The organism is Chryseobacterium bernardetii, assembly GCF_003815975.1.
GTDB lineage: Bacteria > Bacteroidota > Bacteroidia > Flavobacteriales > Weeksellaceae > Chryseobacterium > Chryseobacterium bernardetii.
This window is the reverse complement of sequence record NZ_CP033932.1, coordinates 944,596-968,907: the sequence shown is the minus strand read 5'-3', so window position 1 is coordinate 968,907 and position 24,312 is coordinate 944,596. Positions and strand designations below refer to the sequence as shown.

The window sequence follows — 24,312 nt, the reverse complement described above, 5'->3', positions numbered from 1 at the left end:
AGAAACAGGTCAAAATAAACAGAATAAAGTCCGGATGTATGTTCGGACTTTTTCTTTGCTAAAATTCAGAAAAACTGAATGTTAACATAAGTTTCATGTTTCGTCCAAAAAAATTAACTTTACGGAGACAAAAATTATTGGAATGCGAAAAACAATTTCTGTGAAAAAGCCCGATTTTAATGTATCTCCTCAGCAAAGAGAAATTTACAACTTTGAAAAAGACGGGCTGGAACTTAAGTCATCCTATGAAAAAAAGGATGTAAAAGATGAATCATTAACACAGACTTCTCCAGGAATTGCACCTTACCTGAGAGGACCGTATTCCACCATGTATGTTCAAAAACCATGGACGATCCGCCAGTATGCCGGTTTCTCTACCGCTGAAGAATCCAATGCCTTTTACAGAAGAAATTTAGCAGCAGGACAAAAAGGACTTTCTGTAGCCTTTGACCTTGCTACTCACAGAGGATATGATTCTGACCACGCAAGAGTAGTAGGAGACGTAGGAAAAGCAGGGGTAGCTATTGATTCAGTGGAAGATATGAAGATCCTTTTTAACGAAATTCCGTTAGACCAGATCTCCGTTTCCATGACAATGAACGGGGCTGTATTGCCAATTCTGTCTTTTTATATCGTAGCAGCAGAAGAGCAGGGGGTAAAGCAGGAATTGCTTTCAGGAACTATTCAGAATGATATTCTGAAAGAGTTCATGGTAAGAAATACTTACATCTATCCGCCTGCACCATCCATGAAGATCATTGCAGATATTTTTGAATATACATCTCAGAACATTCCTAAATTTAACTCTATTTCCATTTCAGGTTATCATATGCAGGAAGCTGGAGCCACCCCTGTACTGGAAATGGCATACACTCTTGCAGACGGTCTTGAATATGTAAGAACAGGAATCAAGGCAGGAATGAACGTAGACGATTTTGCCCCACGTTTATCATTTTTCTGGGCAATCGGGATGAATCACTTCATGGAAATTGCTAAAATGCGTGCCGCAAGATATATCTGGGCCAATCTTTTAAAACAGTTTAATCCCCAGAACCCCAAATCTTTAGCATTAAGAACTCACTCCCAAACTTCAGGCTGGTCATTAACAGAACAGGAACCTTTCAATAATATCACAAGAACAGCTATTGAAGCATTATCTTCAGCATTAGGAGGAACACAGTCATTACACACCAATGCACTGGATGAAGCTATTGCGCTGCCTACTGATTATTCAGCTAAAATTGCAAGAAATACACAGATCATCCTTCAGCAGGAAAGTGGAATATGTGATGTAGTAGATCCGATGGGAGGAAGCAACCTTGTAGAAAGCCTTACCCAGCAGATGATTGAAGAAGCCATGAGGTATATTGATGAGGTAGAACAGGAAGGCGGAATGACCAAAGCCATTGAAGCCGGTATTCCAAAAATGAGAATTGAAGAAGCTGCCGCTAAAAAGCAGGCTAAGATTGATAGCGGGGAAGAATTCATCATTGGAGTAAATTCCTTCAAATCCTCATTAAAACAAGACGAAATCGAAATTCTTGATATTGATAATACAGAAGTTCGAAGAAAACAGATTGAACGATTAAATACAATCAAAGCAGAAAGAAGCGCTGAAGCTGTAACAGAAATCCTGAATGAAATCCGTGAAAGTGCTAAAACTGGAAAAGGAAACCTGCTGGCACTTTGTATTGAAGCCGCAAGAAGAAGAGTTACCCTTGGTGAAATGAGTGATGCCATGGAAGAAACTTTTGGAAGATATAAAGCAAACATCAAAACAATATCTGGAGTATACGCTATGAACGCCGGTAAAAACGAATACTTTGAAAAAGCCCTTAATCTGACTCAAAAGTTTGAAGAAGAAGAAGGGCGCCGCCCAAGAATTATGGTCGCTAAAATGGGACAGGATGGGCATGACAGAGGAGCTAAGGTAGTAGCTACAGCATTTGCTGATATGGGATTTGATGTTGATGTAGCTCCATTGTTCCAAACACCGGAAGAAGTCGCAAAGCAGGCTGTAGAAAACGATATTCACATTCTGGGAGTATCTTCACTCGCTGCAGGACACAAGACATTAGTTCCTCAGGTAGTTGGAGAATTAAAAAAACTGGGAGCTGATGATATCACCATCGTAGTAGGAGGTGTTATTCCACAACAGGATTATGAATTCCTGTATGCCAATGGAGCAGATTTCATTTTCGGCCCAGGAACCAACCTTCCGAAATGTGCAGTGGAAATCCTGGAGAGATTTTTAGAAAAATAATCCAAAAAAATATAATTAACAAATAATTAAGCCTATGAGAAACACCTGGTTTTCTTGTAGGCTTTCTCTTTATAGCCATTATACTATTCCTATTCCGGAATTGGTAGGTGGTGTAGATCCTTCTGATCATTCGCATGATTGCAAATTAGATTCCCTGCTCCATAATTATAAATACCTCCTTCTTTAGAAATAAAAATTATCAGAAAACTACAGATGCTTTGGAACCCCTTGATATCAGGGGAATGACGAAGGTTATAGATGCCATTTTCCTCAGCATTATTCACCTTAAGTGAAAAAAAATAGTTGGATTATCAGAAAAATTAATATATTTGCATCTGAAAATCAAGTTTAACCATTTAAAAACAACGAAGCAATGTTCAGAACTAATCAGAATTCTACAGTTGGATTACCCCTTATGATGGTAAGGCTTCGCGGTTTGGTACACTCTTAGAATAATAGTACAATACAATATCAAAACCCGAAGTCGTAGAGATTTCGGGTTTTTTATTGCGCAATATTTCAACTCACGTTTCCCGGAATCTTTTTAAGTGTTTTTTAAGAACAAAATAGTTGAGATTTTAGCCTCAAACTATCCCCTGTTCATCATTATTAATTTGTTCAACTAATATTTTAGTTGATTAAGAAAATGATTTGAGAACAAATCCGGTATTCCGGATATTGTATCAGATATCCTGTGTCTTACATGGAAAATGATAACCTTCTGTCTTACCGGCTGAGAAGCCTGAGAAGCAGAAAAAGAACAATAAAAAAAGATGTAGAAAAGCAGATAAGAAAAAAGTATAAACGTAGTAAGGAAGTCTGGTATATAAAACGCAATATTCCGTTAATTCCCCTGGAAGAACCTTATCAATTAGGATTTGTAAGATTCTTTGTAGTAAGGGATGATGTTATGAGAAGTAGCGATGGAGAGTTCTTTGAAGGACTTTTGAAGAAGATCAATACCTACATGTATTCCGGAAGCCGTCAGTTTCTGAAAAAGAAAAGAAAATTTGGACGGAGAATATACGTAGAAAGAGCACAGAAGCTCAATCGTATTTCTTCATACTCCTGGAGCAGTCCGAAATTTGGGCTTAGCCCGAGGGAAAGACAATACTTTCTGAAAAAAGAAGAGTACTGCCCTTTTAGGAAATGTTATGATACCTATTACGAATTTACTGAACCGTGGAGATTTACATTGAGGATAAGACCCCATATGATCACCCATTATAAACCTATAAATGCCGAGCTTGAAAAAGAACAGGCAGAGCTGGACATGTACTTGGGACAACATAGCACTGTAGGAATTATCCAGAAAAAAATTCGCGGAAAGTCTAATCCATGGAAAATGGAATATGAAACAGACCTTATCAAAAGCAGGAAATATACTGCCTGTACAATGTCTGCAACCCAGATTGCAGAACGTTTTTTGGACGATGAGTCCATCATTTAAAACAAAAACAATGGGAAATTTAAAACTAAAAGGAAAAGATATATTAAAACTGGGCTATCCAAACAATCAAAGCATTAATGTAGCTCTGGAAGTAATGAAAAGAAATTTTGCAACTAAAAATATCCAGTATGTAAAATCTCTTCTCAAAGAAATTCTGATCAATCCGGAACAGTTCGAAAAAGATTTAACCTTCGGACAGATTGCAGAAACCTTGCTTTCATCCAAAAAAACAGAAAAAAGAATGCTGAATTCGCAACGTGCAGACTTTCAGATCTTCGGAAATAATATCTCGGAAGAAGCAAAAAATCAGCTGTACACGGCATTGAAGCTTCCGGTTTCTGTTCAAGGCGCACTAATGCCTGATGCTCACAGCGGATATGGACTTCCGATTGGAGGTGTTCTGGCGGTAGAAAATGCAGTGATTCCCTACGGAGTAGGAATGGATATCGGCTGTAGAATGAGCCTTAGTATTTTGGATACACCGGTATCATATCTGAACGGGGCAAAGGATAAATATGAAAAAGCCCTTGCAGAACATACAAAGTTTGGAATGTATGAGACTCATAAATCTCATATAGATCACGAAATCTTTGACAGAGATACATTTGACCTTATTCCTGTCCTAAGAAGGTTAAAAGGAAAAGCCATCAAACAGATGGGATCCTCAGGTGGAGGAAATCATTTTGTGGAATTTGGAGAAGTGGAAATCACTGAGGAAGATGAACAAATTGGCTTACCAAAAGGAAAATACCTTGGGATTCTTTCACACAGCGGATCTCGTGGGTTGGGCGCTGAAATTGCCCAGTATTATTCAAGAGTAGCAGTAGAACAATGTCCACTGCCTAAAGAAGCACAGCAGTTTGCATGGCTGGACTTGAGTACTCATCTTGGTTTGGAATACTGGACAGCAATGAGCCTTGCAGGAGATTATGCTGCAGCCTGTCATGATGATATCCACAGAAGGCTGGTAAAGGCAGTAGGAGGAAGAGTTAAAGCCAGAATCGAGAATCATCACAACTTCGCCTGGAAAGAAACTCACAACGGAAAAGAAGTGATTGTTCACAGAAAAGGAGCCACTCCGGCCAATGAAAATGAGTTGGGAATGATCCCGGGATCTATGACAGCCAAAGGATTTATTGTCCGTGGAAAAGGAAATCCCGATTCACTGAACTCCGCTTCTCATGGAGCGGGTAGAGCACACTCAAGAGGAGAATGCAGAAGCCTTTTCACTCAGAACGACATCAAGAAAGAACTAAAACTTAAGGATGTTACACTCATGGGTGGAAATGCAGAAGAAGCACCAATGGCTTATAAAGATATTCATGAAGTCATGAATGCACAAAGTGAATTGGTAGATATTCTGGGAACATTCCAGCCGAGAATTGTAAGGATGGACAGGTAATAAATTAATTATTAAGGAGCTTAATCCCGCTTTCCGCACTCGCTATTTTTCTTTTCCAAAAAAGGAAAATGAGCTCAGACAGCTGCTGCAATCGGGGCTAGTATAAAGTTCCGCCATTCTGAATACACTATAAACGAAGTGAAGGATCTTACAGCATGAATGAGATTCTTCCTTCGTCAGAATGGCAAAAAATAAACAAAAAATAAAAAAATGGGAGCACCTCATAATATAAAAAGATATGGAGAACTCTGGCCGGAATTCAGAATCCGGCTGGGGCTTGAAATTTTAGAAAAACTAAAAAATAAAATCATCCTATCCGGCGGATGGGCATGGCATTTTATGTCTGAAAAAGGGCATACAGAATATAAACATGCTCACGATCATAAGGATATTGATGTTTTTGTAAAGAAAGAAAATGTAGCTGAAGTAGTTATCATTCTTCAACAGGAAGGGTTTCAAAAAGTTTGGACCCGTTATGATCACCTCCCAAATGAGGAAAACTTCAGACGTTATGAAAAAACAGTAGCGCTGGAAAATGAAAAGTTTCACAGAATTACTATCGATTTTTTTGAAAGAAACGATCTTGAAACAGTCGAAGCTAATGGTTTTACCGTAGTGAAGCCTGAACTTTTACTTTCATTCTACAGAAATATTCATTCCAGTGATAAATGCTGGGCAGTTATGGCTGCAAAAGAATTATTACAAAAAGGAATAGATCCAATAGGAAATCCTTTATTAAGTAAAATGCCAAAATAACAATGGAAAAATTAATACAGATCACTTCAGGAAGAGGACCTTTGGAATGCCAGTGGGTAGTATCCAAGGTATTGAAAACCTTTCTTGATGAAGTAAAACAAAATAATATAGATTACGGGATTATTCATCGCGTAGACGGTGATGTGAATATGACTGTGAAATCAGTAACTGTGCTTTTAAAAGGAAAGAACATCAAAGAGTTTTTAAAAACGTGGTTAGGAACTATCTGTTGGGAAGGAAAAAGCACATTCAGGAAACTGCATAAAAGGAGCAAATGGTTCATTGGTATATTCGAGCTGGAGAATCTGGAAGCTGTGAATTTCAATGAAAAGGATATCAGGTTTCAGACCGCCAGAAGCCAGGGAAGCGGAGGTCAGAATGTCAATAAAGTAAATACAGCCGTTCGTGCCACTCATATTCCAACCAATGAATCCGTATTTGTACAGGATACACGATCTCAGCTGCAGAATAAAAATTTATCTGTTATCAGATTAAAAGAAAAAGTAATGGGAACCTATATTCAGCAGCTGGAGCATAGAATGAAAGAAACCTGGAATCAACACCTTCAGGTAGAACGCGGAAATCCGGTCCGTACATTTTCCGGAACAGATTTTAAAACTAATTATCAGGATAAATCCTATAAAAAACAAAGGAATATCCTTAAACAGAATTTAAAAAATTACAGTAATGACCTTAACTAAAAATAAATACTATTTTGAAGCTCTGGACTATTTCCCTTACAATATGTCCGACTGTCTGGATGCACTGAATTATGCCCTTTCCTATGAACCTGAAGATGCAGACAGCCTTTGCCTGATGGGAAGAGTATATTCGGAAGTGCTGAGAGACTATGAAACGGCAAAAAAATACTTTGAAGAAGCCATGCAAAGCAATATTTCGAATGTGAACACTCCTAAATATTATATTGAATGTCTCCTGAGTAATGAAGACCAAGAAGAAGCTGAAAAACTCATTGAGTATGCCTTAAAAATGAAAGGAATAGACAAAGCAGAAATTCTAAATTGCAAATCTCTCTTACTGGAAAGAAAAGGACAATATAAGCAAGCCATGGAGCAGCTTAAAGAAGCAAGAAAGTTCAGTTTTTGCAGAGCTACACTTGAAATTCTGGAAGACAGAGAGAAATTGATTCAGAATAAGATGCCTAAAACCAGGGCAAGGAAAAAGGCAGAGTAACGCCATTTTGATTAAAAAAAATAAGCTTTCATTTGAAAGCTTATTTTTTATTTACAGAGATCAGATAGTCATAAACCATTTGATGTTGGTCATCACTAAGCTTGGCTTTAGGAGCCATTCTGCTTAAAGTATTGATCCAGCCCTGATTGTCATGCTTTGTAGGCTCTGGCAGTTTGTGGCATTTTGCGCAGGAATTTTCAAAAATGGTTTTTCCCTGTGCCAACTGCTCAGATGAGGTATACTTAGGACCTGTTACAGCCGTACTTTTGGGACCGCAGGATACCAGAAATGCTGATGCTGCAATACCGCTTAAGATTATTTTTTTCATACCTTTATTATTTTGTTAGATGAATTACTTTTTCACAGAAACAATGTAATCATAAACCCATTTGTGCTGCTCCTCCGTTAGTTTTGCCTTTGGCGCCATTGCATTCATAATTCCTACCCACTGTACAGAATTATGAGATGTAGGATCAGGCAGTTTATGGCATTTTCCACAAGAATTTTCAAAAATAGTTTTTCCCTGAGCAATCTCTTCAGCTGTAGAAGTTGAGGTGCCTGCAGTAGTTGCAGATGCTGAAGCCTTTGGAGTACAGGAAACTAATAGAATAGCTGTGAATGATGCCGCAGCAATGATTTTTTTCATGTTTCTTATTTTGATAGATAACAAATGTAATAAATTCCCAAACCCGTTGATATATTGCCCTGTAGTTTTAATTTAGAAGAAATAAAAATTGAAAAATAACAAATAACCAGATTCAAAATTCTATTGCAAGCTTTTATTCGGTCATTCACAGCGAACTATTGACCATTCGCTTTTTAATTATTAATTTTGAATCAATGAAATTTTCTACAGAAGAACTTATTGAGGGTATACAGTCAGGAAACAAACGTCTGATTGGGAAGGCTATTACTTTAGTTGAAAGTAAAAAGACTGAACATAGGACACAGGCGGAAGATCTTCTGAAAAGAATTATGCCTTTAACAGGAAATTCTGTAAGAGTTGGGGTGACCGGAGTACCCGGTGCCGGAAAATCTACATTTATTGAAAGCTTCGGCAGATTGGCTATTGCCCATGGAAAAAAAGTGGCGGTACTTGCCATAGACCCCAGTTCTTCAATCAATAAAGGAAGTATTTTGGGAGATAAAACCCGGATGGAAGAACTTGCCAAAGAAGAAAATGCATTCATTAGGCCCTCCCCAAGTTCAGGATTTTTAGGCGGAGTGGCCAATACCACTTTTGAAACCATGATGATCTGTGAAGCCGCCGGCTACGATTATATTTTGATTGAAACCGTTGGGGTAGGACAATCTGAAGTTCTGGTAGCTGATATTACTGACGTTTTTCTGTTCCTTAAAATTATTGGTGGAGGTGATGAGTTGCAAGGAATAAAGCGGGGGATCATGGAAATGGTAGACATTATCTTCATTAATAAGGTAGATCAGGATAATCTTCAAAAAGCAAAAAATACAAGGCTGGAACTGAAAAGGGCCCTGGATTTTATTCCGCCAAAAGAAAAAGGCTGGAAAGTTCCAGTGCTGCTGGGTTCTGCTTTACATAATGAAGGGCTTCAGGAAACCTATGATAAAATTGCTGAGTTCATTGATTTGAAAAAGAAAGCCGGACATTTTGAAGAAATCCGTACCCAACAGGCAGAAAAGCGCTTCGAATATTGGGTTCAGGAATATATTTTATCTCTGATGAAAAAAAGTAATACCATAGAAGAAGCCTATCAGATGCACAAAAAAAATGCTTCAGAGATGGTTTCTAATCCAAGCACTGAAGCAAAATTATTTGTTGAAAAATTTTTATCGGGTGAAAGCAGGAATTAAAGTTTTTCCTTTTCCTGTTTTACTTCATTTTTAGAAACATATCCGTCATAAGTAATCGGCTGTCTGTCATTACTTTTCATAGAAACGAATGCTTTACCGTTTTTAAAGATCTCAATATACATCTCTTCAACAGTGTTTACATCTTTAGGCTGAATTTTTACAGTCCAGGTTCCTTTTTTATTCTGAGATTTATTGATAACAAAATCTTTTGAAGTGAATCTATATCCGTTTTTATCAGTATTTCCAAAAGTGGGATTGAATAATCTCCCGAAATACGGAAGCACTACGTCTACGGTATTCTTGTGAACTTCAATAGTATAATCTCCTGTGTTCAGGCTCAACATTCTGGTTGAAGTTGAATTGGGCATTGAGTTCATCACATTGATAACATCATAATTGGTAGGGTTCGCTTTTTGCGCATAGAAAGTAAATTCCTGTGAATCCACTAATGCATTTACTGTTGCCGGATCTGATGAGCCTTGGGATGCACAGCTCTGAAAGCTGAACAGAAATCCAAATATCATCAGAATAGAAATATACTTTTTCATGATAAAGATAATTATTAAATTTAAACAGCAAAATGTATGCAAAAATTGCGGATCAAAAATATTTTGGAACAAAAATTGTTAAGGTTGAATTATTAACACTCAAACTATGAAAGTTACACATCTATTAGGAATGGGAGCATTCGCTCTATTGGTTGCTGCCTGTACTACAAATCCAATTACAGGGAGATCATCTTTACAGCTGGCCAATAATTCAGAAATTTTAACAATGTCTGCGCAGGAATACAAAACGACATTGTCTAAAGGTAAACTTATTACCGGAACAGCAGATGCAAAGAGAGTGGTAAATGTAGGAAACAGAATTAAAAGTGCAGCAGAGAGATATTATCAGAGTATAGGAAGATCAGCGGATCTTGCCAATTATAGCTGGGAATTTGCCCTTTTGCAAAGCAATGAACTTAATGCATGGTGTATGCCGGGAGGTAAAGTAGCTGTTTATACAGGAATTTTGCCAATCACCAAGGATGATAACGGACTTGCAGTGGTAATGGGACATGAGGTTTCCCACGCATTGGCAGGTCATGGTAATGAAAGAATTTCTCAGGCTATGATGGCTCAATATGGTGGGGCTATTCTGGGAGGAGCCATTTCAAATGCACAGTGGGCAAACGTTTTCCAGCAGGTATATCCTATCGGATCACAGGTTGCCTTATTAAAGTATGGCAGAGGCCAGGAATCAGAGGCTGATGAAATGGGATTGTATCTGATGTCTATGGCAGGATATGACCCGAGAGCAGCTATTCCTTTCTGGAACAGAATGGAAGCCGCATCTTCAGGAGCAAGACAGCCGGAATTCTTATCTACTCACCCAAGTCCTGAAACCAGAATTTCAGATATTAACAAAGACTTGCCGAAAGCTTTAGAATACTATAAGGCTGCCGGAGGAAAACTTTAATCTATTAGCTTATTATAAAAAAAACGGACTTATTTCAGAAATCAGTCCGTTTTTTATTGAAACACATTTCTTTTCACAGGAATTGGAATAATTATGGTTGTGTATATACTGAAATACCAATTAAAATACTAACCCTGTATAAAGGCTTATTAATTTTTTAGTAAATTTGGTTTAGCTTTTATAACATAATTACTTAAACACAATATTATGAAGAGTTTATCAATTACCGGACTTATCCTCTTAGCAGTTTCCGCCTTACTTTTTTATCTTACTACTGATTTCGCGGTAGAGCAGATTAAAATTTCTCATATCATGGGTATTATGGCTGGAGTAGGAATTGGCCTTATTATTGGCGGGATGGTAGGATATGTAAGCAAAGGAAGTGCAATAAGGGCTGAACAGAAGAAAAAAGAATTCAAGCAGCTTCAGAAAGAAAAAGAAGAACTGGAAAAGCAGGCTGCAGATATTGCCAAACGTCAGGCTGAGCTTGAAGCCCAAAATAAAAATCCTCAAATTTAAAATTTGAGGATTTAAAGTTGTTATTTTCGATCGTTGATTAAAATTTATATCCTAAACCAACCATAAACAGGTTAGGTCTGTTGTCATATCTGATCTCAGAACCGGAAACTTTGTTGATGAAATTTCTTTCGTCTTTACTGAAAGCTCCTTCGTATTTGGCGTTTACAATAAGTTTTTTAATTTCAAGTTGCGCTCCGAACTGGTAGCCTACTGTAAAGTTATTTTTTGCATTTTCCTTAAAATCGTTGTAGGTATTGTCTTTGCTTAGGTTAAAGCTTCCTACCGGACCTACAAAAACTCCTAACATATTGCCTAATAGGTTGTATCCTAAAAGAACCGGAACATCAATACGGTTGCTTTTCACGTCAAAAGTTGTATTCTCTGTGGTAAACTCATTCTTAAAGTGAGTGTAGTACACTTCCGGCATTAAGAAAAGTGAAGTAGGCAATCCTACTTTTAATGAAAGTCCCACATTGAAACCTACATTGTTTTTTCCTGTTCCTTCAATAGCATCATTCACTGTTCCTTTAATGTTGGACCATGAAGGCGAACCTGTAGGAAATATTAAATTGGCCTTACCTGCCAGTGAGATCTGTGCAGAAGCCCACATTGAAAACCCTATTAACGCTATACTAAGTACCTTTTTCATTATCGTCGATTTTTGTATTTGTCGTTTCAATCGTTTTATTATTCTCAAGCAAATATTCTCTCAGCTCTTTAAACAGTTCTGAAGAATAAACGAAGTCAATCAGGTTTTTATTGCCTGCTGTAATCAGGATGTCTTTATTTCCTTCCCACTCTTTGATCCCAAGTCTTAGGTATACAATTTTCTCGCCAATCGTCATTACAGAGTTCATATCATGGGTATTGATGATGGTGGTGGTATTATATTCCTTGGTGATTTCATATAGAAGATCATCTATAACCTTTGATGTATACGGATCAAGCCCGGAGTTAGGCTCATCGCAGAATAGATATTTTGGATTGTTTACAATGGCTCTTGCAATAGCAACCCTTTTCTGCATTCCTCCCGAAATTTCAGAAGGATATTTCCTTTCCGCCTTGTCAAGGTGCACTCTTCCTATTACCTCGAAAACCCTTTTCTTTTTTTCTCTATAAGTGAGATTGGTAAACATATCCAGCGGGAACATAATGTTTTCTTCCACTGTTAAGGAATCAAAAAGAGCACTTCCCTGAAATACTGTCCCGATTTCTGAGCGGAGATGCTGTTTTTCATCCCTGTTCATGGTATTGATATCTTTCCCATCAAACAGGATTTCTCCTGAAGAAGGCATATAAACATTCAATAAACTTTTTAAAAATACAGTTTTCCCGGAGCCACTCTGCCCAATGATCAAGTTTACTTTTCCTTTATCGAATGAAGTTGAAATTCCTTTGAGTACTTCAACGTCATCAAAACTTTTCTTAAGATCTTTTACCTCAATCATTAGCTTAATATTAATTGGGTTAAAATTAATTCAGAAATAATAATGAACACCATTGTCCATACCACAGCCTGAGTACTGGCCCTGCCAACTTCCAAAGATCCTCCTTTCACAAAATATCCGAAATAAGAAGGTACTGTAGCGATAATGAAAGCAAATACAATGGTTTTGGTAAATGCATAGTAAATAAATAAATTAGGCATATACATCTGAATACCAACAATATAATCGTTTTCTGTCCAGTTTCCTGTTAAAATTCCGGCAATATATCCTCCTAGAATACCAAATACAATACTGATGGCGATAAGCAGAGGATTAAAAATCATACAGGCGATAATTTTCGGAAATATCAGAAAGTTGGGTGAGTTTACCCCCATAATATCCAATGCATCAATCTGCTCCGAAACCCTCATTGTTCCAATACTGGAAGCAATATATGATCCTACTTTACCTGCCAGAATAAGACTGATAATGGTAGGGGCAAATTCCAGAACCAATACGGCTTTTGTTGCATATCCTACAAATGAAGGTGGGATTGGAAACGAAGAGGCATCAAAGTTATTGAACATCTGAATAGCCACAACAGCCCCCACGAAGATTGAAGTGAAGACTACAAGTCCAAAAGAATTGACTCCCAAATCATTAATTTCTCTCATGAACAGCTTCCAAAAAACCCTCATTTTCTGAGGTTTCTGCAGGGATTTTCCTAAAAGAATAATATATTCCCCTACTGCTGTGAAAAACTTTTTTAACATACCGCTAAATTAGACTTTTTTATTGAATTAGGCTAAGGTTGAAACGAAGACAGAAGCCTGGAAAATGTTAAAATTATCCTAACCTTAGCAATTACGTTATTTTGCGTTTTTATCACCTCCAATAACCAGCAAAATGGTTTTTAATATAATAACCAGGTCCAGAACAAAACTCCAGTTCCTTACATAGAAGGCGTCGGCAAGAACTCTTTTTTTCATTTCTACTTCCACATCCCCGAAGTCACCACGCAGTCCGCTTACTTGTGCAAGTCCCGTAATGCCAGGACTTACCATACTTCTTAAGCTGTATCTTCCAATTTTTGGTTTGTAATAGTTATCAACAGCTAACATATGGGGGCGTGGTCCTACTACAGACATTTCACCTTTCAGTACATTGATAAACTGCGGGAGTTCATCAAGGCTGGTTTTTCTTAAAAATTTCCCGATTTTAGTAATTCTGGTATCATTTTCTTTAGTAGTATCGGTTGTAGATTGATCATTTACCACCATAGTTCTGAATTTTATGCAGCTGAATACCTCTTCATGGAAGCCATATCTTTTCTGCAGAAAAAAAACAGGTCCTTTGGAACTTATTCTGATTAAAATAGCAATGATAGGAAATAGCCAGGTACAGACGAAAACCAGTACTAATATGGAAAAAAAGATATCAAAAGTTCTTTTAATCAGAAAATTGGAGTAATAATCCAATGGATATCTGGCCTGATTAAGAACAGGTTGAGTTTGAATGTACGCCAGATCGTAAAGAAAGAAATCACTTTGTGTGATACTTGGTATCAGTGAAATATGAACCTTATTTTCTTCAGCCAGTCTGAATATTTCAGATTCAGTGCTTTCACTGTATGAGTTTTCTGTAGACAAAAATAGGGTATGAATACCATTTTTTTTCCAGAAATTAACTAACTCGGTTGTATTGGCGTCAGCATTTTCATGTTCAAATATTCTGTATCCATAGTCTTTACGCTCCTGAAAAATATTTTTCAGGATTTCAGTAGAATCACCATCTCCTAAAAACATAATATTTCTATAGTTGGCTCCTAAAGATCGCAGATACTTAATAGAAAAATATATGAATGATTTCGCTAAAAAGATAAAGATGAACAGATAAAATGACAGCCAGTAAATATCTGAGCTGAAGAATACATTATTACTGACCTTTCCGATAAGCAGTACCCCAAGTATAAAGGATATGAAATGAATCAAAAGCCTTTCCAGAAAAAGGGTATACGTAAGGTTCCTCGGAATATTGTATATTTTTGTCCTACCGCTGAGAAGCACCCAGAACAAAAATAACAAAACCAGTGAAAAGCCATTCTGGTACCAGGATTCCTTATGATACTTCAGGTTTTCATTTCTGCTTATAAAAAAGAATATGAATATAGATGCAATAACCGTGAGGTCAAGCAAAATAATGATCGATTTCAGGTATCTAGAGTATCGAATTCTCTGCATCTATTGGTTATTATTACAGGAATGGCCAGCTAATGTACGTATTTTTAAGGTATATTCAGATATTTATGGGTCTGAACAGAAGCCTGCCATTCCGGATGTTCCAGAATAAAATCTGTAATCTTAGGATACATGTCATTTCTTTTGCTCCATTCACTCTGGAGGTAAAGCTTGCAGTTTTCGGAGACTTTTGCTGCCTGCTCCTGTGCAAATGCAAAATCATGATTATTGAAAACGATGACCTTAAGCTCGTGAGCTTTTTGATAAATTTCTTCTTTAGGTAATCCTGTTTTCTTCGGAGATAGGGTAATCCAGTCCAGATGCCCGCTCATAGGATATGCTCCCGAAGTTTCAATGTGGATCGTGCATCCAAGCTCCTTTAGTCTGGATGTCAGGATTTCAAGATTCCATGTAAGAGGCTCACCTCCTGTAAGAACGATGGTTTTACAATGTTTGGCAGCTGTTTCTGCAATTTCCACAGCATCCATCAACGGATGAAGCTCCGGGTCCCAGCTTTCCTTTACATCACACCAGTGGCAGCCCACATCGCAACCTCCTAATCTGATAAAATAAGCGGCTTTTCCTGTATGTGCTCCTTCTCCCTGTAAAGTGTAAAAATGCTCCATTACAGGGAGCATTTTACCTTCTTTTAATAAAATATCTTGTTCTTTATTCATTTTAAAATTAGTCGTTATAGACCGAAGTTTTGTAAGCGATGATGGTGTTTTTCATCAACATTGCTCTTGTCATTGGGCCTACTCCTCCAGGAACCGGGGTTATCCAGCTTGCCTTTGCTGCACAGCTGTCAAAATCCACATCACCGGCAAGGTAATATCCTTTTGGAGAATCATCATCTACTCTTGTAATCCCCACGTCAACAATTACAGCGCCATCCTTAATCATTTCTCCTTTTAAGAAATGTGGATCTCCCAAGGCTGTAATAACGATGTCTGCCTTTTTGGTATATTCTTCAATGTCTTTTGTGTATGAGTGTGTAAGGGTAACGGTTGAGTTTCCAGGGAAATCTTTTCTTCCCATTAGGATACTCATTGGTCTTCCTACAATTTTACTTCTTCCGATGATTACACAGTCTTTTCCTTTGGTTTCAATATTATATCTTTCCAGTAATGTTAAGATCCCGAAAGGAGTTGCCGGTAAGAAAGTGTCCATTTCAAGGGCCATTTTTCCGAAGTTTTCAGGGTGGAATCCGTCCACGTCTTTTCTTGGGTCAATAGCATTGATAATTTTTTCCTGATCTACCTGATCTGGTAAAGGTAACTGAACGATAAAGCCATCTACAGCCTTAGACTTATTCAGTTCGTCGATTTTTTCCAACAATTCAGATTCCGAAACTGTGCTTGGGAATTTGATTAAGCTGGATTGAAATCCTACTTCTTCACAGTCTTTTACTTTAGCATTTACATAAGCTTTGCTTGCTCCATTGTTTCCTACAAGAATTGCCACTAAGTGAGGAGCTCTTCTTTTGCTTGCCAGGATTTTTTCTACTTCAGCTTTGATCTCTGCTTTAATTTCCTTGGATACTTTAAGTCCGTCAAGAATTTCTGCCATTTTTACTTTTTACTTTTATTTAGATTTAGATTTTTTCAAATACTACAATATCCTGAAATTCATCGGCCCCTTCCTTTTCTACATCATTTCTCCAGAATCCTCCTTGTATTGTCTTTATTTTGAGTCCTGCTTCCTGAGCCATTTGATTCAGCAATGGAACACTTACGGCAATGTTGGCTGCCGTTACTTTATCATCCATTAATCGGTAGCCTTCGTATTGATGCGGGAAATGCATACTGCCACCTTCTTTCTTAGATTCATCATACAAGAAGAAGGTACCCAGACATTGGCCACCGCTTTTTAAAACCCTGCTGATTTCATTCAGGTATTGCCTGATTTCAGGGATTTGCATATGAGTGAATACAGAGAATAAAAATGCTTTGTCAAACTGCGCATCACTGTAAGGAAACGTAAAGTTTTCGGCTTTCTGGCTGAAAGTATTATACAGATCATTATAAATCGGTGTAAACTTAAAGTTGAAATTCGGATATTTTGTATGGATATGTTTGTCACACCATTTAATCCCTTTTTCTACTGCATCAAAACCGTCATAAGTTCCTTTGTCAATAAATCCGGAAAGGGCAACAGCTGTTCTCCCTATTCCACAGCCTATATCAAGAACATGATCAGTATTCTTAAGTGCGATATGTTTTTTCAGAGCATTCATCTGACGGATCCCATGGGGAATAAAATCGCTGCTCCCCACATAAATATCTCCTTTTTTAGGTTCATTTTTGGCTCTTTTTCCGGTAATACCTTCATAGAGATCTATAGGAAAATAATAGAGTTTTCTTCCTAAAAGTCTAAAACCTGGAGATAATTTATAATAATATGATCGTAATGCAGACATCTGCTATTTATTTCCTTTATAATAATTAATCAATCCGTTTGTAGAACTGTCATGTGAGGTAATTGTCTCATTGCTTTCAAGCTCAGGTAAGATTTTGTTAGCTAATACTTTACCTAATTCCACTCCAAACTGATCGAAGCTGAAAATATTCCAGATAACCCCCTGAACGAAGATTTTATGTTCATACATAGCAATTAACTGCCCCAATGAAAAAGGAGTTAATTCCTTGAATAATATAGAGTTAGTTGGGGTGTTCCCGTGGAAAACTTTATAGTTTAATAATTTATTTATTTCTTCGTCAGATTTTCCTGCGTTCCTAAGTTCTTCTTCTACTTCCTCTTCTGTTTTTCCAAAAGCAAGAGCCTCTGTTTGTGCAAAGAAGTTGGCTAATAATTTATCCTGATGATCGGAAACTTCATTACAGCTCTTAGCGTAAGCAATAAAGTCTGCAGGAATCAATTCTGTGCCCTGGTGGATCAGTTGGTAAAATGCGTGTTGTCCGTTAGTTCCAGGTTCTCCCCAAATGATAGGTCCTGTTTCGTATTCTACGAATTCACCGTTTCTGTCTACACATTTTCCGTTACTTTCCATATCTCCCTGCTGAAGATAAGCTGCAAATCTGTCCAGGTATTGTGAATACGGAAGAATAGCATAGCTTGTTGCTGCATAAAAATTACGGTACCAGATTCCCAAAAGGCCCATTAATACAGGAACGTTCTCGGAAAAATCTTCAGTCTGGAAGTGTTGGTCAGTATCAAAAGCCCCTTTTAAAAGCTGTTCAAAGTTTTCATACCCTACGGCCAAAACAATGCTTAATCCAATAGCACTCCAAAGCGAGTATCTTCCGCCAACCCAATCCCAGAATTCAAAAATGTTTTCTTCTGCAATTCCGAACTGTTTAACCGCTTCAATATTAGTAGATAAAGCCACAAAGTGTTTTGCAACATCTTCCTGTTTTCCTGCTTTAAGGAACCAGTCTTTTGCCGAGTTGGCATTGGTCATTGTTTCCTGGGTCGTAAACGTTTTGGAAGCAATGATGAACAGTGTAGTTTCAGGATTTAGGTTTTTAACAACTTCCGCAATATGATTTCCGTCCACATTGGAAACAAAATGAACATCCAGTCTTGTCTTAAAATGTTTTAAAGCCGAACAAACCATTACAGGTCCCAGATCTGAGCCTCCGATTCCGATGTTAACTACATCTGTAATTTCTTTTCCGCTGAATCCTTTGTGATCTCCTGAAATTACTTTTTCAGAAAAAACTTTCATGTGTTCTAAAACTCTTTTGATCTGCGGCTTGATATTTTCGCCGTCAACAAGAATTTCACGATCGGAAAAGTCTCTTAAAGCAGTATGTAGAACAGCTCTTCCTTCTGTTTCATTAATTTTGTCACCAGAGAACATCTTAGAAATAGCATCTTTTAGCTGGCATTCTTCTGCCAGTTGCAATAAAAGTTCTTTTGTTCTGGAGTCAATCAGGTTTTTAGAATAATCAAAAAGATAATTGTCCTTTTGCAGAGAGAATTCTTTAAAACGGTTAGGGTTATACTGGAAAAGGCTTCTAAGTTCAAGATCATTGGATGCAAAATGTTCATCAAGGGCTTTCCAGCTGTTGGTTTGTATAGGATTTATTTTTGATAGCATGTTGTTGAGTATTTATAATTCAGAAAAATAATGTACAGGACCAAATTTTTAGAAATCCGCAACAATTTAATTCTGATTTGCAAATTTAAGGAAAAATAAAACCTCAAATAAATTTGAAGATGATAAATAACGATTTTTTAAAGAACAAAACCCCAGAAATGATCTGAGGTCTGCCTTATTATGAATTTAAAAATGTTTTTTGAATATTATTCGTCTATTTCGTTTAAAATATTTTCCAATTGCTTGGCATGGCGTCCGTAAATGTACTTTGTCCATAGAATAATGCTTACCACGACAAAAAGTGTTCCTGCCAAAACCATTAAGATTAAAGAATACTGATGGGTATTGGTGAGTTCAGACAGGGTTTTTCCTTTTTCTTTCAAAGTATTATATATGACAAGGCCAATTGTGAGAAGGAAATGAGGTAAAAGTAAAAAACCGAAGGACTGGTATCTTTCCATATTTAATTTAAGTTCATGGAAAATCTTCCAGAGGCTGTTCTTTGTGTTTCCTGTGTAGAGCTCAGTCTGTTTGTAAAACTGATAAAAACCATAGAGATAGTAGGACGATATAACGACCATCATTACATAGGATACATAATAAATAAGATACAGAGAAGCAGGAAATTTAAACTGGAGAGGGAAAAACCCGATAAGAATAATGGCCAGGATCTGTGCCGGAAATTCTTTTTTCATACTTTTCTGTATTTTTTCAATAGGATGCCTGCTTTCTTTTAATTGTTCTATAGAGTCCGGAATATGAACATTGCTGTCTTCATTATTCCACTGTTCTTTTAATTGATCAAAATTCATAACCTGATTTTTTTATGATTTGCTGTATTTTTTCTTTTGTTCTGTTAAGCTTTACACGGGCATTGCCCTCGCTGAGACCAAGGTTGTTTCCAATTTCCCTATGTGACATTCCTTCCATGAAATAAAAGATAACGGCTTTTTCCAGAGCGTTCAGTTGCTGAACGGCACCATAAAAGATTTCGAGCTGTTTATCTTTTGTAGGATTGTAATCTTCCTGCTGTACCTCAAAATGGTGGGGAGAATCTGTATGGTTTTTTGTTCTCTGCTTTTCTTTCTTTAAATAGGTAATGGCAGTGTTGATAGCAACGCGATACATCCAGGTAGAAAATTCACTGTTTCCTTTAAAGTTCTGATAGGATTTCCACAGCTGGATAAGGATTTCCTGCTGAAGGTCTTCCCGGTCTTCTATGGAATCTGCATAGATCCGGGAAGCTTTGTATAAAATGCCTTTGTGTTGGTTGACAAGCTGTAAAAAGGCTGTTTCAGTTGGAGTACTCACAATAGCTTCATGGTTGGTTATTATTATAAGTTGGATATAGGCTTTACTGTATATCCTTTTGCTTTAAGGAGGCTGATAAGTCCGTTATCACCCCATAAATGTCCACCTCCTACTGCAAAGAAAGAACTTTGTTTTTTCATGATTTCGGGCATTTTTTCTGCCCATTTTATATTTCGCTCAGTCAGCATGAATTTTTCCTGCTTTTTATTCATGAATTTACGGTCTTTAATAAGCTGATCCAGCTTTTTTACATTTTCATTCTTAAATGCTTCCGTCATTTTTTGTGAAGCGATGGTATATTCGTTACTTAATTTCAGCTGAGAGATCACTTCCTTCAAATTGTATGATTGCCCAATGGCATATGTTTGATCATCAACTTTTTCCAGGCCATTCACACTTTTCTTGTTTTTCAAAGCCTCTTTTAGCAATTCAATTTCATACATTTTCACTTCATTCTGCGGGCATGGGATGGCTTTTGTGGCGATAAGAGCATAAAGAGCCTGCGGGCTGTAATTGTCAACGTTTTTCAGATCTGTTCCGTAATCAGCAAGTATTTTATCCAGTTCTTTTGCCTCTGCAGAATTCAGTTGTTCCGAGATTTTTTTATCTGAAGCCATCATTTTCTGCATGGCAGCCATTTCATTTTGGTCTGTGTAATTGATTTCCATTACAAAGTTTTCAGCTTGATTAAGGGCGTTCCAGGTTTTTTGTTTTATCTCAAAATCTTTGTTGCATAAGATATGAAATGTTCCGGCAATATAGGATGGTTTGGAAAGTCCGTTTCCGGATACCTCCCAAAGCAGGCTGTTTTCACTTTCGGTGTTCTTGTTCTGTGCACTTGCTGTTGTGAAATGTATTGCTGCTAATGCTGTAAATCCAAATTTCATTAAAGTTTTCATAGTATTTATTTTTTTATTTTCTGTTCTTTTAAACAGTAGGTAAAGAGCATATTACAATCGTTACAGTTTTTTTTCAAAAAAATAAAAACCTCCTGAAAACAGGAGGCTGTAAAATCTAAAATTATGATGATAACCTATAGGTTAGGAGTTCTGTTCCATAGATTTATAAAGGCCAGATCTTTTTGATCTTCTTTTTCTTAGGAAATAAATGGCTGCTGCGGCGACTAATATAATTGGCCAAATGTTGATAAGTCCTATAATAATTCTTTGAATCAGATAAAATCCATAAACAAAGCCATCTTTTGCATCATGAATAAAGTTGTATTTATATTTATTATCAATGCTGTCTGTGTTGGTTACAGAAATTTCTGCAATGCGTAATTTAGGTTCTTTAATATAGATATCAACCGTGCTGTACTTCAGGCTGTCAGCCATACTCATGGTATTCAGCTTTTGAAGATTCCCTTCAGCCATATTGTTGTTATCTAAGGTTACTTTGTCTTTGTTGGTTTTTATCTTATCAATATTTTCCGAGGTCTTCTGATTTCTTTTAGCTTCCAGTTCCGAATATCTGATATTGGCTGTAACATCTTCTGCATTAATGGATCTTGAATTAAGAAATAACTTATTGGTGTTGATAAATGTTAGAAACTCCCCAAGCTTTTCAGTGGGCACACGTACCTGCATTGTATTTTCACTTCTGTATTTTTTTATGAGCATGGCTTCAGTGTCGGAAGTATTGTAAGTGTCTTCATAAACAACATTGCTCTGAAGATTACTTTTGGTGACAAAACCTCCAAGATCCTGCGCAGATTTTTCAATAGCAATAGTAGCATTGTAAACATCCTTCACTTCCATATTGACATCTGCAGTTTTAATAAACTTTTTGTCTTTTACTTCCATACTGGCGGCAGATGAAACACTGTCTGCTGCCACAGCGGCTGAATCTGTTGTTGCTTCAAAACTTTTGAGTTCATGGCTGGCAGCTTCTCCTTTTTTACATGAATAAACTCCCAGTAAAAGAACAGCTGATAATGATAATGTAATGTAATTCGTTTTCATAGTATAAGACTTTTGAGGTTTGCTTGAGTCAAAGTTCAGACACAATTCTTTGTAATGCTTGAAAATAGGAAGTAAAAGACTTGTAAAGAAAATATTCTATTTTAAATGATTGATTATTAATTATTTGTAAAACATGTGATAAGCGGATCGTTTATTTTCGGAGTAATTTTTGCTTATCTTTTTACAAACCAAAATCACAATATATCATTATGTCAAATACCTTTTCTAAAATCAGAAATGCAATAGGACTATTCACATCCATAGATTTTGATCAGTTAAGTGCGATTTCGCAAAAAGTAGATTTGCCTAAACTGATGCATAATTTTTCAAAATTGGATGATAAACAGCTTGCCGGGCTTATGAAAATGCTTGATCCCGAAAAGAAAAAAAAGGAACTTCCTCCCATTGATGGTGATTTTTATGATATTTACCATACTTTAACTCCTGAACAGCGGGAAATACAGCTGAAGGTAAGGGCTTTTATGGAAAAAGAGGTGAAACCACTGGTTAATCATTATTGGCTCAGAGACGAGTTTCCTTTCGAGCTGATTCCGAAATTTCAAAAACTGGATATCTGTGGAGTAACTTATGAAGGATACGGCTGCCCGGGAATGCCTTTTCTGATGGAAGGTGTTATTGCTATGGAAATGGCAAGAATTGATGCTTCAATTGCCACCTTTTTTGGTGTACAGTCTGGGTTGGCAATGGGTTCTATCTATATTTGCGGTTCAGAAGAACAGAAACAAAGATGGCTTCCGCAGATGCAGACATTTGAAAAAATAGGAGCTTTTGGTTTGACTGAACCGGAGGTTGGATCCGGCGCTGCCGGCGGACTTACTGTTACCTGTAAGAAAACAGAAGAAGGCTGGATTTTAAATGGCCAGAAAAAATGGATCGGAAATGCAACTTTTGCTGATCTTGTGATTATCTGGGCAAAAGATTTAGATAGTGGAGAAGTGAAAGGATTTATTGTTGAAAAAGATAATCCCGGATATTCTGTTGAGAAAATTAAAGGGAAAATGGCCCTGAGAATTGTTCAGAACGGATTGATTACGCTTAAAGATTGTTTGGTTACAGAAGAAAACCGCCTTCAAAATGCCAATTCATTTAAAGATACAGGAAAAGTACTGAGAATGACGAGAGCAGGAGTGGCGTGGATGGCAACAGGATGTGCAAGAGGAGCCTATGAAAGCGCTTTAGCTTATACCAGAAAAAGAGAACAGTTCGGAAAACCGATTGCTTCCTTTCAGATGATTCAGGGGCATCTTGTGGAAATGTTGTCTAATCTTACCGCTATGCAGACCATGGTCTTTAGATTATCTGAAATGCAGGATGAAGGCATTCTCAAAGATGAGCATGCTTCACTAGCCAAGGTTTTCTGTACATTAAGAACGCGTGATATCGTTTCCAGAGCAAGAGAAGTAATGGGGGGTAATGGTATTCTCCTGGAATATGATGTTGCCCGTTTCGTGGCAGATGCCGAAGCTATTTATTCTTATGAAGGAACAAAAGAAATTAACTCGCTCATCGTAGGACGTTCGATCACGGGGTTCAGTGCCTTTATATAAAAGAAATGGCAGATGATACTGAATTCATCTGCCATACAAATTACAGTTGTTATCCAACCAGTTTTTTATATTTTTCCCTGTTATCAATCAATATCCAGATGTTGATCAGGAAAAGGATTCCGGAAATACAGATTCCAGTGGTTGAGGGATCTCGGTACACATTATGGATCAGAATTCCTGTCAAAACAGGAAGAATAATGATGGCGCCTAATGCCCTTGTTTTTGGAAAGATAAATAATAGTCCGCCTATTACTTCCACAGTTCCTACCAATGGTAATAACCATCCTATTTCCCCAAATGCTGCATATAGTTTCATTTGTGCCTCAGTGAGTGGAGGAGCCGGATTGTAGTGAAAGAACTTGTCTAATCCTGCATTGATAAACATGACTCCAAATAAAATACAGATGATAAGTTTAATGATTTTCATAATAAATATTTTATGTCAAATGTAAAGTAAAAATATAATTATATTGTGATTTTATTAATAAAAAAGAATATTAAATATGGTAATAGCAGGCTAATGCTCGTTTTCGTGATTTTATTATTTATATTTGATTACAAACTAAAATCATAACTATTATGTTGAAAAATCTTAAAAAATTAAACCGAATTGATCTGAGAGAAATTCAAGGAGGCGGCGGTATCGGAAAATGTGATATTGGCCCAATTGATTGTCCATGTAAAATCCCTCCCGGAGATCCTTGTTTAGGAGGTACTGGTGGGGGCGGACAGGACTACGGATACTGTCCGGATATACAAGCTAATATTCTTTGTACAGAAACCTGCCCAAATGGAATGCATCCATATTGTGCTGCGAATGCATAAGGTATACAAATAAAAATAGGGCTGCGTTTTAATGCAGCCTTA

28 protein-coding genes are annotated in these 24,312 nt (G+C 37.1%); 12 read left to right on the top strand and 16 right to left on the bottom strand.

The annotated features are described in order from the left end of the window. Window positions 1-142: 142 nt before the first annotated feature. The 7 genes from scpA (at window position 143) to EG339_RS04515 (ending at window position 7,065) form a co-directional block, all read left to right on the top strand. Window positions 143-2,263 carry a methylmalonyl-CoA mutase gene (gene scpA, locus EG339_RS04540; RefSeq protein WP_123869066.1) on the top strand — a complete coding sequence of 707 codons (2,121 nt, stop codon included), beginning with the start codon at window positions 143-145 and terminating at the stop codon, window positions 2,261-2,263. A 34-nt stretch (window positions 2,264-2,297) separates the two neighbouring features. Continuing rightward, the gene (locus EG339_RS24125) at window positions 2,298-2,450 is read left to right on the top strand and encodes a hypothetical protein (RefSeq protein ID WP_164466412.1); all 153 of its coding nucleotides are present in this window, start codon (window positions 2,298-2,300) and stop codon (window positions 2,448-2,450) included. Window positions 2,451-2,966: 516 nt separating this feature from the next. Then, a complete protein-coding gene (locus EG339_RS04535) occupies window positions 2,967-3,713 on the top strand; it encodes a hypothetical protein (protein WP_123869065.1) in 747 nt (248 codons plus the stop codon). Between the two features lie 10 nt (window positions 3,714-3,723). After that, entirely contained in the window at window positions 3,724-5,115 is a 1,392-nt protein-coding gene (locus EG339_RS04530) for an RtcB family protein (RefSeq protein ID WP_123869064.1), read from the top strand. A gap of 210 nt (window positions 5,116-5,325) precedes the next feature. Next, on the top strand, window positions 5,326-5,871 hold the full coding sequence (locus EG339_RS04525; protein WP_123869063.1) for a nucleotidyltransferase family protein: 546 nt from the start codon (window positions 5,326-5,328) through the stop codon (window positions 5,869-5,871). Window positions 5,872-5,873: 2 nt separating this feature from the next. Then, window positions 5,874-6,572, top strand: coding sequence for a peptide chain release factor H (gene prfH, locus EG339_RS04520; RefSeq protein WP_123869062.1), 699 nt, complete (start codon window positions 5,874-5,876; stop codon window positions 6,570-6,572). After that, window positions 6,559-7,065 carry a tetratricopeptide repeat protein gene (locus EG339_RS04515; protein ID WP_123869061.1) on the top strand — a complete coding sequence of 169 codons (507 nt, stop codon included), beginning with the start codon at window positions 6,559-6,561 and terminating at the stop codon, window positions 7,063-7,065. Before prfH ends, EG339_RS04515 begins: the two co-directional genes overlap by 14 nt. A 40-nt stretch (window positions 7,066-7,105) precedes the next feature. Here the strand turns inward: EG339_RS04515 and EG339_RS04510 are convergent, their stop codons facing one another. Together EG339_RS04510 and EG339_RS04505 are read right to left on the bottom strand one after the other, a co-directional pair. Continuing rightward, entirely contained in the window at window positions 7,106-7,393 is a 288-nt protein-coding gene (locus EG339_RS04510) for a c-type cytochrome (RefSeq protein ID WP_123869060.1), read from the bottom strand. A 24-nt stretch (window positions 7,394-7,417) separates the two neighbouring features. Beyond that, window positions 7,418-7,711, bottom strand: a complete 294-nt coding sequence (locus tag EG339_RS04505; RefSeq protein ID WP_123869059.1) for a c-type cytochrome — start codon at window positions 7,709-7,711, stop codon at window positions 7,418-7,420. A 194-nt stretch (window positions 7,712-7,905) separates the two neighbouring features. On the opposite strand from EG339_RS04505, the gene meaB reads away from it, so the two are divergent. After that, the gene (gene meaB / locus EG339_RS04500; protein ID WP_123869058.1) at window positions 7,906-8,898 is read left to right on the top strand and encodes a methylmalonyl Co-A mutase-associated GTPase MeaB; all 993 of its coding nucleotides are present in this window, start codon (window positions 7,906-7,908) and stop codon (window positions 8,896-8,898) included. On the opposite strand, the gene EG339_RS04495 is transcribed toward meaB, so the two are convergent. Then, window positions 8,895-9,446: a DUF4251 domain-containing protein gene (locus EG339_RS04495; RefSeq protein WP_123869057.1), complete on the bottom strand. Its 552-nt coding sequence runs from the start codon at window positions 9,444-9,446 to the stop codon at window positions 8,895-8,897. The genes meaB and EG339_RS04495 overlap by 4 nt on opposite strands. Before the next feature lie 106 nt (window positions 9,447-9,552). Here EG339_RS04495 and EG339_RS04490 point away from each other — a divergent pair, with 106 nt between their 5' ends. Both EG339_RS04490 and EG339_RS04485 read left to right on the top strand, forming a co-directional pair. Beyond that, entirely contained in the window at window positions 9,553-10,359 is an 807-nt protein-coding gene (locus EG339_RS04490; protein ID WP_123869056.1) for a M48 family metallopeptidase, read from the top strand. A gap of 207 nt (window positions 10,360-10,566) precedes the next feature. Then, a complete protein-coding gene (locus EG339_RS04485; protein ID WP_123869055.1) occupies window positions 10,567-10,878 on the top strand; it encodes a DUF1049 domain-containing protein in 312 nt (103 codons plus the stop codon). Window positions 10,879-10,915: 37 nt separating this feature from the next. Here EG339_RS04485 and EG339_RS04480 read toward each other — a convergent pair whose 3' ends face one another. The 12 genes from EG339_RS04480 to EG339_RS04425 all read right to left on the bottom strand — a co-directional run bounded on the left by EG339_RS04480 (window position 10,916) and on the right by EG339_RS04425 (window position 21,877). Continuing rightward, window positions 10,916-11,527 (bottom strand): outer membrane beta-barrel protein, encoded by a 612-nt coding sequence (locus EG339_RS04480; protein WP_123869054.1) that lies wholly within the window; start codon window positions 11,525-11,527, stop codon window positions 10,916-10,918. After that, complete coding sequence (locus EG339_RS04475) at window positions 11,511-12,326, bottom strand: ABC transporter ATP-binding protein (protein ID WP_123869053.1); 816 nt, start codon at window positions 12,324-12,326, stop codon at window positions 11,511-11,513. The genes EG339_RS04480 and EG339_RS04475 overlap by 17 nt, the downstream gene beginning before the upstream one ends. Further along, entirely contained in the window at window positions 12,326-13,078 is a 753-nt protein-coding gene (locus EG339_RS04470; protein ID WP_123869052.1) for an MlaE family ABC transporter permease, read from the bottom strand. The genes EG339_RS04475 and EG339_RS04470 overlap by 1 nt, the downstream gene beginning before the upstream one ends. Window positions 13,079-13,174: 96 nt before the next feature. Then, the gene (locus EG339_RS04465) at window positions 13,175-14,545 is read right to left on the bottom strand and encodes an exopolysaccharide biosynthesis polyprenyl glycosylphosphotransferase (protein WP_123869051.1); all 1,371 of its coding nucleotides are present in this window, start codon (window positions 14,543-14,545) and stop codon (window positions 13,175-13,177) included. A gap of 44 nt (window positions 14,546-14,589) precedes the next feature. Beyond that, a complete protein-coding gene (locus tag EG339_RS04460) occupies window positions 14,590-15,219 on the bottom strand; it encodes a 7-carboxy-7-deazaguanine synthase QueE (RefSeq protein WP_123869050.1) in 630 nt (209 codons plus the stop codon). Window positions 15,220-15,226: 7 nt separating this feature from the next. Then, window positions 15,227-16,111, bottom strand: coding sequence for a bifunctional 5,10-methylenetetrahydrofolate dehydrogenase/5,10-methenyltetrahydrofolate cyclohydrolase (locus tag EG339_RS04455; protein WP_062698739.1), 885 nt, complete (start codon window positions 16,109-16,111; stop codon window positions 15,227-15,229). A gap of 25 nt (window positions 16,112-16,136) precedes the next feature. Beyond that, window positions 16,137-16,961 (bottom strand): class I SAM-dependent methyltransferase, encoded by an 825-nt coding sequence (locus tag EG339_RS04450; protein WP_123869049.1) that lies wholly within the window; start codon window positions 16,959-16,961, stop codon window positions 16,137-16,139. Between the two features lie 3 nt (window positions 16,962-16,964). Beyond that, window positions 16,965-18,605, bottom strand: a complete 1,641-nt coding sequence (pgi, locus tag EG339_RS04445) for a glucose-6-phosphate isomerase (RefSeq protein ID WP_123869048.1) — start codon at window positions 18,603-18,605, stop codon at window positions 16,965-16,967. Window positions 18,606-18,811: 206 nt separating this feature from the next. After that, window positions 18,812-19,417, bottom strand: a complete 606-nt coding sequence (locus tag EG339_RS04440; RefSeq protein WP_123869047.1) for a hypothetical protein — start codon at window positions 19,415-19,417, stop codon at window positions 18,812-18,814. Next, window positions 19,407-19,916 (bottom strand): RNA polymerase sigma factor, encoded by a 510-nt coding sequence (locus EG339_RS04435; RefSeq protein ID WP_123869046.1) that lies wholly within the window; start codon window positions 19,914-19,916, stop codon window positions 19,407-19,409. Before EG339_RS04435 ends, EG339_RS04440 begins: the two co-directional genes overlap by 11 nt. A 23-nt stretch (window positions 19,917-19,939) precedes the next feature. Next, entirely contained in the window at window positions 19,940-20,815 is an 876-nt protein-coding gene (locus tag EG339_RS04430) for a TraB/GumN family protein (RefSeq protein WP_123869045.1), read from the bottom strand. A gap of 141 nt (window positions 20,816-20,956) precedes the next feature. After that, the gene (locus EG339_RS04425) at window positions 20,957-21,877 is read right to left on the bottom strand and encodes a DUF4349 domain-containing protein (protein ID WP_123869044.1); all 921 of its coding nucleotides are present in this window, start codon (window positions 21,875-21,877) and stop codon (window positions 20,957-20,959) included. A gap of 209 nt (window positions 21,878-22,086) precedes the next feature. Here EG339_RS04425 and EG339_RS04420 point away from each other — a divergent pair, with 209 nt between their 5' ends. Then, window positions 22,087-23,445, top strand: a complete 1,359-nt coding sequence (locus EG339_RS04420) for an acyl-CoA dehydrogenase family protein (protein WP_123869043.1) — start codon at window positions 22,087-22,089, stop codon at window positions 23,443-23,445. Between the two features lie 49 nt (window positions 23,446-23,494). Here the strand turns inward: EG339_RS04420 and EG339_RS04415 are convergent, their stop codons facing one another. Then, entirely contained in the window at window positions 23,495-23,872 is a 378-nt protein-coding gene (locus EG339_RS04415) for a MauE/DoxX family redox-associated membrane protein (protein ID WP_123869042.1), read from the bottom strand. A 152-nt stretch (window positions 23,873-24,024) separates the two neighbouring features. Between EG339_RS04415 and EG339_RS04410 the strand changes: the two genes are divergently transcribed. Further along, complete coding sequence (locus tag EG339_RS04410; protein WP_123869041.1) at window positions 24,025-24,270, top strand: bacteriocin-like protein; 246 nt, start codon at window positions 24,025-24,027, stop codon at window positions 24,268-24,270. Window positions 24,271-24,312 lie beyond the last annotated feature (42 nt).

Bases quoted from the DNA above. Each gene is read 5' to 3' on its own strand.
- scpA (WP_123869066.1), top strand. From the start codon at position 143: ATGCGAAAAACAATTTCTGTGAAAAAGCCCGATTTTAATGTATCTCCT.
- EG339_RS24125 (WP_164466412.1), top strand. From the start codon at position 2,298: ATGAGAAACACCTGGTTTTCTTGTAGGCTTTCTCTTTATAGCCATTAT.
- EG339_RS04535 (WP_123869065.1), top strand. From the start codon at position 2,967: ATGGAAAATGATAACCTTCTGTCTTACCGGCTGAGAAGCCTGAGAAGC.
- EG339_RS04530 (WP_123869064.1), top strand. From the start codon at position 3,724: ATGGGAAATTTAAAACTAAAAGGAAAAGATATATTAAAACTGGGCTAT.
- EG339_RS04525 (WP_123869063.1), top strand. From the start codon at position 5,326: ATGGGAGCACCTCATAATATAAAAAGATATGGAGAACTCTGGCCGGAA.
- prfH (WP_123869062.1), top strand. From the start codon at position 5,874: ATGGAAAAATTAATACAGATCACTTCAGGAAGAGGACCTTTGGAATGC.
- EG339_RS04515 (WP_123869061.1), top strand. From the start codon at position 6,559: ATGACCTTAACTAAAAATAAATACTATTTTGAAGCTCTGGACTATTTC.
- EG339_RS04510 (WP_123869060.1), bottom strand. From the start codon at position 7,393: ATGAAAAAAATAATCTTAAGCGGTATTGCAGCATCAGCATTTCTGGTA.
- EG339_RS04505 (WP_123869059.1), bottom strand. From the start codon at position 7,711: ATGAAAAAAATCATTGCTGCGGCATCATTCACAGCTATTCTATTAGTT.
- meaB (WP_123869058.1), top strand. From the start codon at position 7,906: ATGAAATTTTCTACAGAAGAACTTATTGAGGGTATACAGTCAGGAAAC.
- EG339_RS04495 (WP_123869057.1), bottom strand. From the start codon at position 9,446: ATGAAAAAGTATATTTCTATTCTGATGATATTTGGATTTCTGTTCAGC.
- EG339_RS04490 (WP_123869056.1), top strand. From the start codon at position 9,553: ATGAAAGTTACACATCTATTAGGAATGGGAGCATTCGCTCTATTGGTT.
- EG339_RS04485 (WP_123869055.1), top strand. From the start codon at position 10,567: ATGAAGAGTTTATCAATTACCGGACTTATCCTCTTAGCAGTTTCCGCC.
- EG339_RS04480 (WP_123869054.1), bottom strand. From the start codon at position 11,527: ATGAAAAAGGTACTTAGTATAGCGTTAATAGGGTTTTCAATGTGGGCT.
- EG339_RS04475 (WP_123869053.1), bottom strand. From the start codon at position 12,326: ATGATTGAGGTAAAAGATCTTAAGAAAAGTTTTGATGACGTTGAAGTA.
- EG339_RS04470 (WP_123869052.1), bottom strand. From the start codon at position 13,078: ATGTTAAAAAAGTTTTTCACAGCAGTAGGGGAATATATTATTCTTTTA.
- EG339_RS04465 (WP_123869051.1), bottom strand. From the start codon at position 14,545: ATGCAGAGAATTCGATACTCTAGATACCTGAAATCGATCATTATTTTG.
- EG339_RS04460 (WP_123869050.1), bottom strand. From the start codon at position 15,219: ATGAATAAAGAACAAGATATTTTATTAAAAGAAGGTAAAATGCTCCCT.
- EG339_RS04455 (WP_062698739.1), bottom strand. From the start codon at position 16,111: ATGGCAGAAATTCTTGACGGACTTAAAGTATCCAAGGAAATTAAAGCA.
- EG339_RS04450 (WP_123869049.1), bottom strand. From the start codon at position 16,961: ATGTCTGCATTACGATCATATTATTATAAATTATCTCCAGGTTTTAGA.
- pgi (WP_123869048.1), bottom strand. From the start codon at position 18,605: ATGCTATCAAAAATAAATCCTATACAAACCAACAGCTGGAAAGCCCTT.
- EG339_RS04440 (WP_123869047.1), bottom strand. From the start codon at position 19,417: ATGAATTTTGATCAATTAAAAGAACAGTGGAATAATGAAGACAGCAAT.
- EG339_RS04430 (WP_123869045.1), bottom strand. From the start codon at position 20,815: ATGAAAACTTTAATGAAATTTGGATTTACAGCATTAGCAGCAATACAT.
- EG339_RS04425 (WP_123869044.1), bottom strand. From the start codon at position 21,877: ATGAAAACGAATTACATTACATTATCATTATCAGCTGTTCTTTTACTG.
- EG339_RS04420 (WP_123869043.1), top strand. From the start codon at position 22,087: ATGTCAAATACCTTTTCTAAAATCAGAAATGCAATAGGACTATTCACA.
- EG339_RS04415 (WP_123869042.1), bottom strand. From the start codon at position 23,872: ATGAAAATCATTAAACTTATCATCTGTATTTTATTTGGAGTCATGTTT.
- EG339_RS04410 (WP_123869041.1), top strand. From the start codon at position 24,025: ATGTTGAAAAATCTTAAAAAATTAAACCGAATTGATCTGAGAGAAATT.